Below are 14,400 nucleotides of genomic sequence, written 5' to 3'. Positions count from 1 at the left end.
GGCTTGTTTCGCGGGCTTTACAGAACCGTCGGGCGTTGGCGGCATCATACGGGGATGCGTTTTTTACCGAAGTCGCTGCTTTCCCCTGTTCGACGCACCGCCCTGGGCCTGGGCGTGCTGGCCATGGCGTCGATGCTGCTGCCCACACCGGCCTCGATCGCCCAGCCGGTCCGTGACGGCACGTCCACCTCCTCGCTGCCCAGCCTGGGCGACGGCGATGGCATGTCCATCGCGGCCGAACGGCGCCTGGGGGACCGCATCGCGCGCGACATCTACCGCGATCCGGACTACCTGGACGATCCGGTGCTCGGCGACTACCTGCAGGCCTTGTGGCAGCCCCTGCTGGGCGCGGCGCGCGATCGAGGTGACGTGCCGCCCGAACTGGCCGAGCGCCTGGCCTGGGAGCTGGTGGTTTCGCGCGACAAGCGCGTCAATGCCTTCGCCCTGCCAGGGGGGTACCTTGGCGTGAACCTGGGCCTGATCGCGATCACCGACAAGCCCGAGGAACTGGCTTCGGTGATGGCGCACGAGCTCAGCCACGTGTCGCAGCGCCACATCGCCCGCATGATGACGCGCGAGGAGCGCATGGCGCCGTGGATGATGGGGGCGATGATTCTGGGCGCGCTGGCGGCCGGGTCCAACCCGCAGGTGGCCAGCGCCGCGATCGCGGGCAGCACGGCCGTCGCGGCACAGACGCAGCTGAACTTCTCGCGCGACATGGAGCGCGAGGCCGACCGCGTGGGTTTTGGCGTCCTCACGGGCGCCGGTTTTGACGGCCTGGGCTTCGTGAGCATGTTCGACAAGATGCAGCAGTCCTCGCGCTACGACGACGGCTCGTTCCCCTACCTGCGCAGCCACCCGTTGACGGGGGAGCGCATTGCCGACATGCGGTCCCGGGTGCCCTCCGGGCCGGCCGCGGCGGCAGGCGGCCAGGTGGGCCCGATCAAGGCCACCACGCCGGATGCCAGCGGCGCCACCGCACCGACCGCTCCCCTGGGCCTGCGTCTGGACCTGCCGGGCGCGCGGGGCGCGTCCAGCGCCTCCGTGGGCTTGCCCATGCCCTCGCGCAGCGTGCACGTGCTGGTGTCGGCGCGCGCCAGGGTGCTGGCGGAGAACGGTCCTGATCGGCAGCGCGCCTGGCTCGCCAATGGCCGATCGGCCAATGCCTCGCCCGGCGACCGCTACGCGGCCGCGCTCTCGGCACTGCGCCTGGGACAGCGCGATCTGGCTCTGGAGCTGGCGCAGCAGTTGCGCACGGCGGTGGCGCCCGAGGCGCGCCCCACGGTGGATGCGCTGCTGCTCGACATCTTGCTGTCGCCCGTCGCGGGCGGTGTGCCTTCCCTGCCTCCCGCGCAGGCGGCCCTGCTGGCGGAACTGCGCGACCAGGCCCTGGCGGGAACCTCCCGCGCCAGTGCCCTGCTCGGTGCGCAGGCCGCGCTGGCCACCGGTCAGCCGCAGCGCGCGGTCAGCCGCTTGCAGGCCTGGGTGGCGCTGCAGCCGCGCGACGCGGTGGCCTGGCAAACGCTGTCACGGGGTTATGCCGTGCAAGGGCAGACCATGCGCGCCATCCGTGCCGAGGCGGAGGCGCGTGCCGCCCACCTGGACTTCGGTGGTGCGGTGGACCGCTTCAAGGCGGCCCAGGCGCTGCCCGCCGCGCAACGCGCGGACGGCATGGAACTGGCCATCGTGGACAGCCGCCGTCGTGAAGTCGAGGCGCAGTTGCGCGAGTCTGTGCGCGAAGAGAAGTAGGCCCGGTGACGGGCCGACCGATCGGCTCAGCGCGAGCCGATGGAGCGCATGGCGGAACTCACCACCAGCATCAACACCGAGTAGATCAACGAGCCCAGCAGCGCGGCCAGGAAGCCGTTGACGCGGAAGCCATCGAGCACACCCGACGCCGCCCAGAACATCAGGGCGTTGATGACGAACAGGAAGAGGCCCAGCGTGACGATGGTGACGGGCAAGGTCAGGATCACCAGGATGGGCCGCAGCACGGCGTTGAACAGGCCGATGACCGCCGCGGCGATCAGGGCGGAGGTGAAGCTCTGCACCTGCACGCCGGGGTAGATGTAGGCCACCACCAGCAGGGCGCAGGCCGCGAGCAGCCAAGTCAGGATGAGTTTCATGCAGACCAGCATAGCACTGGTCGCTCGTTGAAAAGAAAAAGGGCGGCGCCCTGTCGGACGCCGCCCTGGTGTGTCAGGACCTCGAAAGGCCGGCTCAGCCTTCGTGCACCACCGGCGGACGGCGGGAGGAGATCCACTTGCCCAGTGCGAGCACCAACAGCGCACCGACGACGTGGGCCGACCAGTACAGCGTGTCGGAGATGACCGCCATGCCCTTCTCATCCACCGTGCCGAGCTTGGGCATGAAGGTCCACTTGTCGGGGGTGACGAAGGCCGGGTCAGTGACCAGCATGCCACCAGCGATCCAGCCCAGCAGCATGCCGCCCAGGGTGATGATGATCGGGAAACGGGCCATCAGCTTGATGACCATGGTGCTGCCCCAGACGATGATGGGAATGGAGATCAGCAGGCCCAGCACCACCAGCAGGAACGAGTGCTCGCCCGCGTTCTGTGCGGCACCGGCGATGGCGATCACGTTGTCCACGCTCATCACCAGGTCGGCCACGATGATGGTCTTGATGGCGGCGAACAGCTTGTCGCTGCCCTGGATGTCGCCATGCGCCTCGTCATCGGGGGCCAGCAGCTTCACGCCGATCCACACCAGCAGCAGCGCGCCGACGAGCTTGATGAACGGCACGGTCAGCAGCGTCATCGCGAAGGCGATCAGGATGACCCGCAGCACGATGGCGCCGAAAGTGCCCCAGATGATGCCCTTGGTGCGCTGTGCGGGCGGCAGCTTGCGGCAGGCCAGCGCGATCACGACCGCGTTGTCGCCACCCAGCAGGATGTCGATGATGATGATCTGTCCCAGGGCGACCCAGAACGCGGGCGATGTCAGGAAATCCATAAATTCCTCGTTGTCGTTTGTCCAAATGGGTGGGGGCGCGAGCCGATCTCGTCGCCATCCGCCCGGCCTTCTCTTCTCATGTATCGACCACCATGGTCGATCGGAAGGCGCTGTGTCATCCGCCCGCAATGGCGCAACTGCGCTGGCGAAGGGGATGGACATGCCTTGATCGGCCCATGGGGCCTATCAAAGGTCTTGCTCAGCCCGGCAAGGTGATTGCCGGGCCCGGGTTGCCGGAAGCGGTGGCTTCGTATTGACGACAACCCGAATGTCCAGCGGCAAGCGCTGGAGCGGAGAGCTACTCCCCTTCGAGACCCGCGATTGTAGCGGGCCGTTACCGCGTCCGGTGCCTGGGACGGGTACGCAGTTACCACAAGGCCGGGGTTGGTTCCGGTTGCCGGTGCGTTCATCGAAGGGCCAGACTGGCTATGATCCACACCCCATGGCCGGCATCCACATCACCGACATCGAAGCCGCGATCAATTACTGGCGTGAGCGCTCACCCTCGCCAGACGGTGTCTCCCTGTGCAAGGAGCTTCGCGCTTTGGCCGAGGTGTATGCGCTGATGATCTGGTTCCACGAGACCGAGGCCGACGAGGCCACGTTGCCCGCCCGCGCCCGCGAGGCCTGGCTGGCCTGGTACGAAACCACGCCCGACACGCCGTGCATCGCGATCTGCTCGACCAGCCAGGGCGACGAGGTCTGCAAGGGCTGTGGCCGGCGTTTCGACGAAGTGCAGCGCTGGACCGAGATGACCCCCGGTGAGAAACGCGCCAGCTGGCGGCGCATCACCATCGAAGGCGACGCCTGGCGCTTCAACCGCTACGCCGAGCGCGCGCTGGAAGAGCCCGGTTCCGGGCGGTAGTCAGACGCGCCGCGCCAGCTCGGTGGCCTTGCCGACGTAGCTGCCCGGGGTCATGGCCAGCAGGCGGTCTTTTTCGGGCTGGGGAATGTCCAGGCTGCGGATGAGTTCGTGCAGCGCCTCGGCGGTCACGGTCTTGCCGCGCGTGACTTCCTTGAGTTTTTCGTAGGCGCCCGAGACGCCATAGCGGCGCATCACGGTCTGGATCGGCTCGGCCAGCACTTCCCAGGACGCATCGAGGTCGGCGGCGATGGCTTCCTCGTTGAGTTCGAGCTTGCCCAGCCCCACACCCATCGAGTGGTAGGCCAGCACCGCGTAGCCCAGGGCCACGCCCATGTTGCGCAGCACGGTGGAGTCGGTCAGGTCGCGCTGCCAGCGGCTGATGGGCAGCTTCTCGGAGAGGTGGCGCAGCAGCGCGTTGGCCAGGCCCAGGTTGCCTTCGGCGTTCTCGAAGTCGATCGGGTTGACCTTGTGCGGCATGGTGGACGAGCCGATCTCGCCCGCCTTCAGGCGTTGTTTGAAATAGCCCAGGCTCACATAGCCCCAGATGTCGCGCGAGAGGTCGATCAGGATGGTGTTGGTGCGCGCGACCGCGTCGAACAGCTCGGCCATGTAGTCGTGCGGCTCGATCTGGATGCTGTAGGGCTGGAAGGTCAGGCCCAGACCGAGCGGCTCGGGCTGTTCGATCACGTTGCGGCTGAACGCCTCCCAGTCGAACTCGGGCCAGGCGCTCAGGTGGGCGTTGTAGTTGCCCACGGCGCCGTTCATCTTGCCCAGCAGCTTGACGCCGGCGATGCGGTCGCGTGCGGCGCTCAGGCGCACCACCACGTTGGCGATTTCCTTGCCCACGGTGGTGGGGCTGGCGGTCTGGCCGTGCGTGCGGCTGAGCATGGGCACGGCCGCGTAGGCGTGGGCCATTTCGCGCAGCTTGTCAATCACCGCGTCCAGCGCGGGCAGCAGCACGGCGTCGCGCCCGCCCTTGAGCTGCAGGGCGTGGCTGGTGTTGTTGATGTCTTCGCTGGTGCAGGCGAAGTGCACGAACTCGGCGGCCTTCTCCAGTTCAGGACGCGCTTCGAAGCGCGATTTGATCCAGTACTCGACCGCCTTCACGTCGTGGTTGGTGACCTTCTCGATGTCCTTGATGGCCTGGCCATCGGCTTCGCTGAAGTTCTTCACCAGGCCCAGCAGGTAGGTGCGCGCGCCGGGCGAGAGCGGCTTGAACTCGGCCAGGCCGGCGTCGGAGAGCGCAATGAACCAGGCGATCTCGACCTGCACGCGGCGGTGCATGTAGCCCTGCTCGCTCATGAAGGGGCGCAGGCTGGCCAGGCGGCCGGCGTAACGGCCGTCGAGCGGCGACAGGGCGGAAATGGCGCTGGGGGCGCCGGGGATGGTGTGGGCGGGCGTGGCGGGAGAAGAGGTGGTCGGGCGCATCCCACGATTGTAGGAGGCCCGTCCGGCGGCGGGCCCACCGCCGGGCGCCGTGTCCGCTGTCCGAGGGGGTGCCCCTGGCGCTGGCTAGAATCGTGTTCCCCAGTCCAACGACCATTCCATTCCCCATGAAACTCATCGGCGCCATCACCAGCCCCTACGTGCGAAAAGTGCGCGTTGTCATGGCCGAGAAAAAACTGGACTACCAGTTCATCCTGGAAGACGTGTGGTCCGCCGACACCACCATCATGACCTCCAACCCGCTGGGCAAGGTGCCCTGCCTGGTGATGGAAGGCGGCGAGGCCGTGTTCGACTCGCGCGTGATCGTGGAGTACCTCGACACCCTTTCACCGGTGGGCAAGCTGATTCCCACGCAAGGCCGAGAACGCGCCGAGGTCAAGACCTGGGAAGCCCTGGCCGATGGCCTGCTGGACGCCGCCGTGCTGGCCCGGCTCGAAGCCACCTGGCCCGGCCGTGGCGATGGCGAGCGCAGCGAGGCGTGGATCGAGCGCCAGCGCGCCAAGATCGACGCCAGCCTGAAGTCCATGAGCCAGGGCCTGGGCGAGAAGGCGTTCTGCTCGGGCATCCACTTCAGCCTGTCCGACGTGGCCGTGGGCTGCGCGCTGGGTTACCTGGACTTCCGCTTCGCCAGCATCGACTGGCGCTCGCCGTACCCCAACCTGGCCCGCCTGGCCGAGAAGCTCAACCTGCGCCAGAGCTTCGTCGACACGAGGCCGGCCTAACCCCCCGCGCCGCGCCTGCGGCGCGTCACCCCCCAGGGGGCGATGCCTGCGGCCTGGCAAAGCCAGTTCCGCGGCATCCTGGCCGAAAGCCGCTCACTCCTGCGCTTTCTTCTTCAGCCAGCGCATCAGCCCGCCCAGCACAGGCAGTTTTTCGTACAGCTCTTCCGCCGCGTCCCAATAGTCGCGGTGGTCGCTGACGCGGCCGTCGGGCGCGAGCCGCAGGTGCGAGCCGCCGCGCACCACCTGCTCGGTCACGGTGTCAAAGCGCTGAAAACGAAAGCGGAACTCCCACACCAGAAAACATTGCGCGCCGTCCACCAGCCGGCCCGTGACGATGAAGCGCGGCGCCGTGAGGCTGTCGAACATGTGTTCGAACACGCGTGTGATGGCCGGGATGCCCTGCACCTCGTTGAACGGGTCCTTGAAGCGCGCGTCCGGCGTGTAGAACTCGCCGAGCCGGGCGAGCGAGCCGGGGGAGAGCGACTCGAACCAGTCGCAGAGGTGGTCGATGGCGGCGCGGTGGTCGGTGGACATGAACGGGTTATAGCCCGGTGATGCGGCGCACCGCCGGAAAGTACGCGCGGTAGGGCAGCAGGCGCAACAGCTTCATCCAGCGCGTGAAGCGCTTGGGGTAGTGGATGTCGAACGCGCCCTGGCCCCAGCCGGCCAGCATGGCCTGGGCCGCCTGTGCAGGTGTGATCAGCGCGGGCATGGTGAAGCCGTTGCGGGCCGTCAGGGGGGTGCTCACGAAGCCGGGATGCACCACGCTCACGCCCAGGCCCAGGGGCTGCAGGTCCAGGTACAGCGTCTCGGCGAGGTGGGTGAGCGCGGCCTTGGTCGGGCCGTAGGCCAGGCTCTTGGGCAGGCCGCGAAAACCCGCCACGCTGCTGATCAGGCTGATGTGCCCATGGCCCCGCGCCGCCATCGCGGGCACGGCGGCGTCGAGCACGTGCAGCGCGCCGAGGTAGTTGATGTCGACGTGGCGCCGAAGGTCGGCGAGGTCCATGTCGGTGGCGCGCATCTCGCGGTAGTGGCCGGCGCAGTACAGCACCAGATCTAGCGGGCCTTGCGCGAGGATCTGGTCGATGGTGCGCATGACCGCGGTGGCATCGGTCACGTCCAGCGGCCAGGCCTGCGCGGCCGGGTGCGCGGCCACGAAAGCGTTCAGCGCGGGCGCATTGCGAGCCGACAGCAGCACCTGCGCCCCGCGTGCGTGCAGGGCCGAGGCGGTGGCTTCGCCAATGCCGCTGGAAGCGCCGATCAGCCACACGCGCAGACCGCGCCAGTCGGTGATGCGGGGGTTCATGGGACCGAACAGCGAGAAGCCGCGCGCACCGCTCGCCGCCCGAGGGGGCGGCATGGGCGCATCGACGAAGGTCCTGGGGGTGCTCATGGCCGGCGCTTCACGAACGACAGCGTGACCTCGCCCAGGCGGATGCCGAACTTGCTCATCGTGGCCTTGTTGAGCATCACGCGATCGTCCATCAGGTACATCCAGTCGTCGAACTGCACTTCGTAGGTCTTGCCGTCCACCGGTTGCCGCAGCGTGTAGCCCCATCGGAAGGCGTTGCCCTGCTGCTCACCGAGCGCGGCGCCCACCACGTCGTCGGCGGTGCCGCTGAAGCGGCCGTTGCCCAGGTGCTTCATGCGCCACACGCGCTTCTGTGTCGTGCCGTCCGAGTAGGTGAAGGCCTCGTCGAGCACGCCGTCGTCCCCGTTCCATTGGCAGCGCATGACCACGGTGAAGCGCTTGATCACCTCGCCCGAGCGGTCGGTGAAGACACCGTAGGCGTCGAGCGTGCCGTTGAAATAGCTGCGCAGGTCGAGCACCGGTTTTTCGCCGGCGTACTGCGCGATCTGCGGGCCTGCGCAGCCCGAGAGTGCGGCGGCGCCCGCGATGCCGGCGGCGAGCAAATGGCGTCGTTGCATGGCGGTCTTTCAGTTCGTGGACAGGGAGGGGCGCGGTGGCGCTAGCCTTTGCTCGGGCCGGATGATCAGCGCGTACAGCGTGCCTGCGGCCAGCAGCTTGAGCGCGCACGGCAGCAGGCAGTAGGCGATGGTCAGGGTCTGCAGCGCGGTGGGGTCGCGCGTGCCCGGGGCGTAGCCGAACCAGGCCAGCAGCGGCAGGGCGAGACCCGCGGCCAGCGCGAGGTTGAGCTTGGTGGCGAAGTTCCACCAGCCGAAGTACGCGCCCTCGCGTTGGCCGCGTTCACCCAGCCGGCCGATCAGGCCGGCGAGCATCGCGCCGGGCAGGGCGAGGTCGGTGCCCAGCGCCACGCCCGAGAGGGCGCACACGATCAGGAAGGGCAGCACGTCGCCCGCGCCGAGCAGGGCCGCCGAGACGAACACCGCCACCGCCACGCCCATGCCCGCGAGCCAGGTGCGCGCCAGACCGAGGCGGGCGACCAGCCGCACCCAGAGCGGCATGGACAGCGCGGCGCACAGGAAGTAGGTGGCGAGGAAGGCCGGCTCCACCGCCGCCGGTGCCTGCAGCCGGTCCTGCACGAAGAACAGCACCAGCGTGGCCGGCACGGCGCTGGCGGTGCCGTTGATCACGAACACCGCGAGCAGGCGCCGGAACGCGGGTTGCCGCAGCGGGGAGGGGCCACCCGCCGCGGTGGCCATGGACCGGTCGAGCGGGCGCGTGGAGCGGCTCCAGGCCCACCAGCCCAGCGCCAGCAGCACGGCGAAGGCCGAGACCGTGGCGCCCAGTCCCAGCGTGGCGGGCAGCACGGCGGCGATCAGCACGCCCAGCAAGGCCAGGCCTTCGCGCCAGGCCACCACGCGGCTGCGCTGGGCCTCGTCGCCGCCCAGGCGCGCGCCCCAGGCCTGGTGCGCCACCGAGATCACGCTGTAGGCGATGTAGGTGAGGGCCATCAGCCCGCCCGCCCAGCCGAGCAGGGTCGCGCTGCCGGCCTCGCGCACGGCGGCCGGCGGAAACAGCAGACCCCACAGCCCGCCTGCGAGCACCAGCGCGGCCCCGGCCGCCGCGCCCAACACCGCCGCGATCGAGCGCGCGAAGAGGCGGTCGCACCAGCGCCCGATCCAGGGATCGAGCACGGCATCGATCAGCCGCGCGGCCAGCAGCACCGCCCCCAGGGCCGCCAACGGCGCGCCGAACGCGCGCGCGTAGTGGTTGGGCAGGATCACGTACAGCGGCAACGCGACGAAAGCCAGCGGCAGGCCCAGCAGGCCGTAGCGCAGCCCATGGCGCCAGGCGCCTGGCCCGATGAAGCGGGCGGCGGGTTCGCTCATGGTGCGCGCGGCGGACCGCCCAGGGACTGGATCAGGGCCTCGCGCAGGCGCGGCTGCGAGGTCCTGGGCGAGAGCCAGATGCCGAAGAACCGGCGCGAGAAGGCGTCGTCGGCGATCTCGCCGAGCCACTGGCCGTTGACGTAGAAGCGCGCGCCGCTGCCCGGCACGTGCACGCCGGTGAGGCGGTCGCCGCGCCGCACCTCGGGGAACAGGGCGCTCATCGCGGCTTGCCAGCGCTGGGCCTGCGCGGGGTCCAGCCGGGCCAGGCCTTTCATTTCCTCGATGGAGCGCTCGGCGATGTCGGCGCCCTTGAAGCCGCGCAGGTAGCTCAGTTCCAGGCCGAAGCGCTGGTCTTCGAAGCGCTGGATGTCAAAGCCTGGCGCGACATACAGGCGCGCGTCGTAGACGTCGAACCCCCAGTACCGAAGGCGGGCGCTGCCGCTGAGCGTCTGGTCTTGCAGCGCCGCGCTCAGCATGGGGGCTGGCGCGGGCTGCGCGCTTGCGGGCCCCCCCACCAGCAGCGCGAGGGCCACGGACAGGTGAAGAGGGCGGGTGGGCATGGCGCGGGCCTCAGGCCGGCTTGCGCAGCGTGTACTGCACGACGTCCACGCTCTGCTGCTCGAACGCCGCCTCGCAATAAGCGAGGTAGAACTCCCAGATGCGCAGGAAGCGCTGGTCGAAGCCCAGTTGCAGCACGCGCTCCTGTTCGCGCAGGAAGTCCTCGCGCCAGATCGACAGCGTGCGCGCGTAGTCCTGGCCGAAGGCGAACTCGTCGACCACTTCCAGCCCCGCCTGCGCGGCCTGGGCGCGCAGCTCGCGTGGACAGGGAAGGCAACCGCCCGGGAAGATGTATTGCTGGATGAAGTCCGTGCCCTTGATGTAGCGGTCGAAATGCGCGTCGGCGATCACGATGCTCTGGATGCAGGCCCGGCCACCGGGCTTGAGCAGGCGGGCCACGGTCTGGAAGTAGGTCGGCCAATACGAGCGCCCCACCGCCTCGACCATCTCGATCGAGCAGATGGCGTCGAACGGCGCGTCGGGGATGTCGCGGTAGTCCTGCAGCCGCAGGTCGGCGCGGTCCTGGCGGCCGATGGCCTGCAGGCGCTGTTTCGCGAAGGCCAGCTGTTCGGTCGACAGCGTCACACCGACCACCGAGGCATCGAACTCGGTGGTGGCCTTCTCGGCCAGGGCGCCCCAGCCACAGCCGATCTCCAGCACGCGGTCGCCCGGGCGCACACCGGCCAGGCGCAGCGCGCGGCGCACCTTGGCGTGCTGCGCCATCACCATCGGCTGGTCCGGCGTCTCGAACCAGGCCGACGAGTAGTTCATGGTCTCGTCCAGCCACAGGCGGTAGAACGCATTGCCCAGGTCGTAGTGCGCGTGGATGTTCTTGCGGCTGTTGGCCTTGGAGTTGCGGTTGAGCAGGTGCCGCACGCGGTAGGCCAGGCGGCCCAGCCAGGAGCCATAGACCATGTCCTCGACCTCGCGGCGGTTGGCCACCAGCAGCGAGAGCAGCGAGGTGAGGTGCGGCGTGCTCCAGTCGCCGGCGATGTAGGTTTCGGCGAAACCGATGTCGCCCGATTTCAGCGTGGCGCTGCACACGTTCCAGTTGTGCAGCCTCATGCTCGCGTGCGGTCCGTCGGACTGCCCGAAGCGCTGTACCGAGCCGTCGGGCAGCTGCAGCGTGAGGCTGCCGTGCACCAGGCGCTGCAGCAGTTGCAGGACGGTGCGCGCGGCGGCCGGCGTGTTGCGCGGCAGTTCGAAGTCCACGGGGCGGCGGGAGGCGGTGGTGCTGTTCATGGTTGGCGCGGCTCGGCGGTCACGGTGGGCGCCGAGGGCACGGCGGCGGTCACGAAGTCGCCCGGCGCGGGCGGCTGGCGGAAGAACGGGGCCTTCTGCCACCACAGGCGCAAGGCCTGCCAGTGGATGCGGGCGATCACGCCCAGGGTCATGGCGGGGTGGGACCACAGCGCGCGGCGCAGCGTGCGGGCATCGAGCGGCAGCAGTTCACCGCTCACGCTGGTGTTGAGCAGGGCCGCCTCACCCACGCCATCGAAGTAGTCGATGCGCGCCACGGTGCGGGCGGTGGGGCCTTGCGTGCGCATGAAGACGAAACGGTAGCGCCCGCGCACCGGGCAGAACGGCGAGACGTGGAACACCTTGGCGGTTTCGCAGGGTTGGCCATAGCGGGGCGCGTCGAGCAAATAGCAATGGCGTTCGCCAAAGGTGTTGTTCACCTCGGCGAGCACCGCGCGCAGCGAACCATCGGGGCGATGGCAGTACCAGAAACTCACCGGCTTGAAGCTGTAGCCCAGCATGCGCGGGTAGGTGTGCAGCCAGACCTCGCCCTGCGCGTCGTGGATGCCGTGCTGGTGCAGCACCTCGTCCAGCCAGCCCAGGCTGTCGGCGCGGCCATCGCCGTGGTCGGTGTCGTGAAAGCTCAGCGCGGCACTTCGGTTGCGCGCCAGCGCGCCGGGGCCGTGCGCGCGCAGGCTGCGCATGGGCAGCATCAGAAAGCAGGTGGCGTAGGCGAACGCGTGGTGCCGGGGCCGGTGGCGCGTGTGGCGCACCTGGCCGAAGCCCAGCTGCGCCACGGCCGCGTTCATGCGAACACCCCGGGAAGCGCGGCCCGGCGCAGCTCGCGCTCGTTGGCCAGCGGCACCAGGTGGTGCGCATCGATCAGGCCACGCGCGGCCTGCAGGCCCGACTTGAGCCCGTCCTCGTGAAAGCCATAGCCGGTCCAGGCACCGGCGAACCAGGTGTGGCGATGGCCCTGCAAGGCCGGCACGCCGGCCTGGGCGCGAATGGCACCGAGGTCGAACACCGGGTGCTCGTAGGCGTACTCGCCCAGCACTTGCGTGGGGTTGATCTCGCGCTGCGGATTGAGCGAGACCACCACCGGTTGCGGCACCGGCAGCGGCTGCAGGCGGTTGATCAGGTAATGCAGGCAGACGTTGGCCGATTCCTGATCGGCGCTGGGCGCGCGCTCGTAGTTCCAGGCCGCCCAGGCACGCGGGTTCTCCGGCAGCACCGAGGCATCGGTGTGCAGCACGGCGCGGTTGGGCTGGTAGCGGATGGCGCCGAGCAGCTCGCGTTCGGCCACCGAGGCCTGATCGCCGAGCAGGCGCAGCGCCTGGTCGCTGTGGCAGGCCATCACGATGGCGTCGAAGCGGTCCACATGGCCGGGTGAGACCACGCGCACGCCCTCGTCGTCGCGCAGCACCTGCTGCACCGGCGTGAGGAGGCGCAGGTCGCCCACCCCCCGCAGGATCTTGCTCACGTACTGGCGGGCGCCCCCCGCGACCGTGTGCCACTGCGGCCGGTTCCTGACCTGGATCAGGCCGTGGTTGTGGCAGAAGCGCACCATGGTGGCGACCGGGAAGGCCAGCATCTGGTCGGTCGGGCAGCTCCAGATGCAGCCCATCATGGGCAGGAAGTACCAGTCGCGGAATTCGGCCGAGAAGCGCTGTTCGCGCAGGAAATCGCCCAGTGGTTGCAGCAGGGGGCTGTCGGGCCGCAGGTCGTCGCCACGTTCGGCCAGGCGGGTGGTGACGCGGTTGAAGCGCGCGATGTCGGCCAGCATGCGCAGAAAGCGTGGGTTGGCCAGGTTGCGGCGCTGCGCGAACACGGAAGACAGGTCGCTGCCGCTCCATTCGAGCGCGTCGCCGCCGGGCCCGGCACCCGGCACCTGGACCGAGAACGACATGTCGGCGCGGGCGGTCGGCACCTCCAGCGCGGCGAGCAGGGCCAGCAGATTGGGGTACGTGCGCTCGTTGAGCACCAGAAAGCCGGTGTCGACGCCAAAGGTGGTGGGCACGCCATAGGCATCGGTCAGGGTCACGTCCACCGTGTGGGCATGGCCGCCGAAATGGTCGCCCGCCTCGTACAGCGTGACGTCAGCCAGGCCCTGCAAGGTGTGGGCGGCGGCCAGGCCGGCAATGCCCGAGCCGACGATGGCCACGCGCGAAGGCCGGGAGATGGCGGCGCGCGCAGGAGAGACGGAGGTGGGGAAGAGGCCCGGCTGCATGGACGGACCTCACGGCCGGTGGGCCGCGCACCGACGGGTGCGGCGGCCACGGAGGCCAATACAAAAGACTGCGAAGCGCCCCCAGACGAACAAGGGAGGGAGGGAGGAGGAGGAGAAGCGCCTCGGGATTGCAGCCGGATCACGCAGACCCGGAAGGCTTCGCAGTACAAAACGGAAATCGGCGGCCGGCACGCTGTCCGGCCTGCTGTTTACGACGCCCGGTGCGCGAGAAAAGTTCCATGCCCCGGTCGTCGGGCGCGCAGAGCGGGAATGGCTGGGCAGGGGCATGGTGGCAACTCGCGTTGAAATACTTGTTGGTTTTCATTGTGACTCATCAGTCACAATTTGGTCGATAGAAACTTTTCGATGTCCTTGACGAATGCGGGGTTTTTGGGGTCGACCCCGCTGGCGTAGCTGCGCACGGTCTGGCCGTCGCGCGCGATCAGGTATTTGTGGAAATTCCAGCGCGGGTGGTCGCCCGTCTTTTCAGCCAGCTGGCGGTACAGCGGGTTGGTGTCGCGCCCGACCACGCTGGTCTTGCTGAACATCGGGAATTTCACGCCGAAGGTGTTCTCGCAGAAGTCGGCGATGGCCTGGTTGCTGCCCGGCTCCTGGCTGCCGAAGTCGTTGGCCGGGAAGCCCAGCACCACCAGACCCTGGGACTGGTAGCGCGCGTAGAGCGCCTCCAGGCCTTCGTATTGCTTGGTGAAACCGCAGAAGCTCGCGGTGTTCACCACCAGCACCACCTTGCCGCTGTATTGGCACAGCGACTGGGGCTTTTCGTCCTGCAGGCGGTCGAAGCGGTGCTGCAGCAGCGCGGGGCAGCTGGCGCTCGTGGGCGCGGGCGTGGTCTGGGCCGCGGCGGGCGGCACCGTGGCGAATACCAGCGCGACGGACAGGGCCAGGGCCAGGCCCAGGAATTCAAGGTTCTTCATGCGGCAACTCCAGGGGGTCAAAAAAATTCATTCCAACATGGGCCTGTCGCAAACTCAAGCGCGTCTGATCTCCACTACGCAGGTGGCGGCTGGGTGGATTCAAACCGGTGCCATCGGAACTTTCCGAGGGGGCAAGTCCCGAACGATGGGGTGGTTTGTCATTGCCGTGAAAGCCCG

15 protein-coding genes are annotated in these 14,400 nt (G+C 68.9%); 3 read left to right on the top strand and 12 right to left on the bottom strand.

Annotation, left to right across the window (positions count from 1 at the left end; genetic code table 11):
• Nucleotides 1–54 precede the first annotated feature (54 nt).
• Entirely contained in the window at nt 55–1,749 is a 1,695-nt protein-coding gene (locus AC1Q9M_RS23200) for a M48 family metalloprotease (protein ID WP_444687733.1), read from the top strand.
• A gap of 26 nt (nt 1,750–1,775) precedes the next feature.
• Here the strand turns inward: AC1Q9M_RS23200 and AC1Q9M_RS23195 are convergent, their stop codons facing one another.
• Nucleotides 1,776–2,126, bottom strand: coding sequence for a phage holin family protein (locus AC1Q9M_RS23195; RefSeq protein WP_382152946.1), 351 nt, complete (start codon nt 2,124–2,126; stop codon nt 1,776–1,778).
• A 94-nt stretch (nt 2,127–2,220) separates the two neighbouring features.
• Complete coding sequence (locus tag AC1Q9M_RS23190) at nt 2,221–2,973, bottom strand: TerC family protein (RefSeq protein WP_382152949.1); 753 nt, start codon at nt 2,971–2,973, stop codon at nt 2,221–2,223.
• Between the two features lie 442 nt (nt 2,974–3,415).
• Between AC1Q9M_RS23190 and AC1Q9M_RS23185 the strand changes: the two genes are divergently transcribed.
• Nucleotides 3,416–3,838, top strand: a complete 423-nt coding sequence (locus AC1Q9M_RS23185) for a DUF3717 domain-containing protein (RefSeq protein ID WP_291111565.1) — start codon at nt 3,416–3,418, stop codon at nt 3,836–3,838.
• Here the strand turns inward: AC1Q9M_RS23185 and purB are convergent, their stop codons facing one another.
• Nucleotides 3,839–5,266 carry an adenylosuccinate lyase gene (gene purB, locus AC1Q9M_RS23180; protein ID WP_444687731.1) on the bottom strand — a complete coding sequence of 476 codons (1,428 nt, stop codon included), beginning with the start codon at nt 5,264–5,266 and terminating at the stop codon, nt 3,839–3,841.
• Between the two features lie 125 nt (nt 5,267–5,391).
• Here purB and AC1Q9M_RS23175 point away from each other — a divergent pair, with 125 nt between their 5' ends.
• Nucleotides 5,392–6,006 (top strand): glutathione S-transferase C-terminal domain-containing protein, encoded by a 615-nt coding sequence (locus AC1Q9M_RS23175; RefSeq protein ID WP_382322308.1) that lies wholly within the window; start codon nt 5,392–5,394, stop codon nt 6,004–6,006.
• Nucleotides 6,007–6,099: 93 nt separating this feature from the next.
• Here the strand turns inward: AC1Q9M_RS23175 and AC1Q9M_RS23170 are convergent, their stop codons facing one another.
• The 9 genes from AC1Q9M_RS23170 to AC1Q9M_RS23130 all read right to left on the bottom strand — a co-directional run bounded on the left by AC1Q9M_RS23170 (nt 6,100) and on the right by AC1Q9M_RS23130 (nt 14,223).
• Nucleotides 6,100–6,540: a nuclear transport factor 2 family protein gene (locus tag AC1Q9M_RS23170; protein ID WP_382322307.1), complete on the bottom strand. Its 441-nt coding sequence runs from the start codon at nt 6,538–6,540 to the stop codon at nt 6,100–6,102.
• Nucleotides 6,541–6,547: 7 nt separating this feature from the next.
• Nucleotides 6,548–7,312, bottom strand: a complete 765-nt coding sequence (locus AC1Q9M_RS23165; RefSeq protein ID WP_492436017.1) for an SDR family NAD(P)-dependent oxidoreductase — start codon at nt 7,310–7,312, stop codon at nt 6,548–6,550.
• 83 nt (nt 7,313–7,395) lie between these two features.
• Nucleotides 7,396–7,935: a DUF3833 domain-containing protein gene (locus tag AC1Q9M_RS23160; RefSeq protein WP_444687730.1), complete on the bottom strand. Its 540-nt coding sequence runs from the start codon at nt 7,933–7,935 to the stop codon at nt 7,396–7,398.
• Between the two features lie 9 nt (nt 7,936–7,944).
• A complete protein-coding gene (locus AC1Q9M_RS23155) occupies nt 7,945–9,261 on the bottom strand; it encodes an MFS transporter (protein ID WP_492435965.1) in 1,317 nt (438 codons plus the stop codon).
• Nucleotides 9,258–9,821, bottom strand: a complete 564-nt coding sequence (locus AC1Q9M_RS23150; protein ID WP_492435964.1) for a chalcone isomerase family protein — start codon at nt 9,819–9,821, stop codon at nt 9,258–9,260. The genes AC1Q9M_RS23155 and AC1Q9M_RS23150 overlap by 4 nt, the downstream gene beginning before the upstream one ends.
• A 10-nt stretch (nt 9,822–9,831) precedes the next feature.
• A complete protein-coding gene (locus AC1Q9M_RS23145) occupies nt 9,832–11,061 on the bottom strand; it encodes a class I SAM-dependent methyltransferase (RefSeq protein ID WP_444687727.1) in 1,230 nt (409 codons plus the stop codon).
• A complete protein-coding gene (locus AC1Q9M_RS23140; protein ID WP_444687726.1) occupies nt 11,058–11,867 on the bottom strand; it encodes a DUF1365 domain-containing protein in 810 nt (269 codons plus the stop codon). The genes AC1Q9M_RS23145 and AC1Q9M_RS23140 overlap by 4 nt, the downstream gene beginning before the upstream one ends.
• On the bottom strand, nt 11,864–13,288 hold the full coding sequence (locus tag AC1Q9M_RS23135) for an NAD(P)/FAD-dependent oxidoreductase (RefSeq protein ID WP_382322301.1): 1,425 nt from the start codon (nt 13,286–13,288) through the stop codon (nt 11,864–11,866). The genes AC1Q9M_RS23140 and AC1Q9M_RS23135 overlap by 4 nt, the downstream gene beginning before the upstream one ends.
• Before the next feature lie 338 nt (nt 13,289–13,626).
• A complete protein-coding gene (locus tag AC1Q9M_RS23130; protein ID WP_382322300.1) occupies nt 13,627–14,223 on the bottom strand; it encodes a glutathione peroxidase in 597 nt (198 codons plus the stop codon).
• Between the last annotated feature and the right edge of the window lie 177 nt (nt 14,224–14,400).

This window comes from Hydrogenophaga sp. GW823-FHT04C09 (genome assembly GCF_058796355.1).
This window is presented reverse-complemented; position numbering and strand designations above follow the sequence as displayed.

Coding starts and splice junctions, on each gene's coding strand:
- AC1Q9M_RS23200 (WP_444687733.1), top strand. CDS start 55: ATGCGTTTTTTACCGAAGTCGCTGCTTTCCCCTGTTCGACGCACCGCC.
- AC1Q9M_RS23195 (WP_382152946.1), bottom strand. CDS start 2,126: ATGAAACTCATCCTGACTTGGCTGCTCGCGGCCTGCGCCCTGCTGGTG.
- AC1Q9M_RS23190 (WP_382152949.1), bottom strand. CDS start 2,973: ATGGATTTCCTGACATCGCCCGCGTTCTGGGTCGCCCTGGGACAGATC.
- AC1Q9M_RS23185 (WP_291111565.1), top strand. CDS start 3,416: ATGGCCGGCATCCACATCACCGACATCGAAGCCGCGATCAATTACTGG.
- purB (WP_444687731.1), bottom strand. CDS start 5,266: ATGCGCCCGACCACCTCTTCTCCCGCCACGCCCGCCCACACCATCCCC.
- AC1Q9M_RS23175 (WP_382322308.1), top strand. CDS start 5,392: ATGAAACTCATCGGCGCCATCACCAGCCCCTACGTGCGAAAAGTGCGC.
- AC1Q9M_RS23170 (WP_382322307.1), bottom strand. CDS start 6,540: ATGTCCACCGACCACCGCGCCGCCATCGACCACCTCTGCGACTGGTTC.
- AC1Q9M_RS23165 (WP_492436017.1), bottom strand. CDS start 7,312: ATGAACCCCCGCATCACCGACTGGCGCGGTCTGCGCGTGTGGCTGATC.
- AC1Q9M_RS23160 (WP_444687730.1), bottom strand. CDS start 7,935: ATGCAACGACGCCATTTGCTCGCCGCCGGCATCGCGGGCGCCGCCGCA.
- AC1Q9M_RS23155 (WP_492435965.1), bottom strand. CDS start 9,261: ATGAGCGAACCCGCCGCCCGCTTCATCGGGCCAGGCGCCTGGCGCCAT.
- AC1Q9M_RS23150 (WP_492435964.1), bottom strand. CDS start 9,821: ATGCCCACCCGCCCTCTTCACCTGTCCGTGGCCCTCGCGCTGCTGGTG.
- AC1Q9M_RS23145 (WP_444687727.1), bottom strand. CDS start 11,061: ATGAACAGCACCACCGCCTCCCGCCGCCCCGTGGACTTCGAACTGCCG.
- AC1Q9M_RS23140 (WP_444687726.1), bottom strand. CDS start 11,867: ATGAACGCGGCCGTGGCGCAGCTGGGCTTCGGCCAGGTGCGCCACACG.
- AC1Q9M_RS23135 (WP_382322301.1), bottom strand. CDS start 13,288: ATGCAGCCGGGCCTCTTCCCCACCTCCGTCTCTCCTGCGCGCGCCGCC.
- AC1Q9M_RS23130 (WP_382322300.1), bottom strand. CDS start 14,223: ATGAAGAACCTTGAATTCCTGGGCCTGGCCCTGGCCCTGTCCGTCGCG.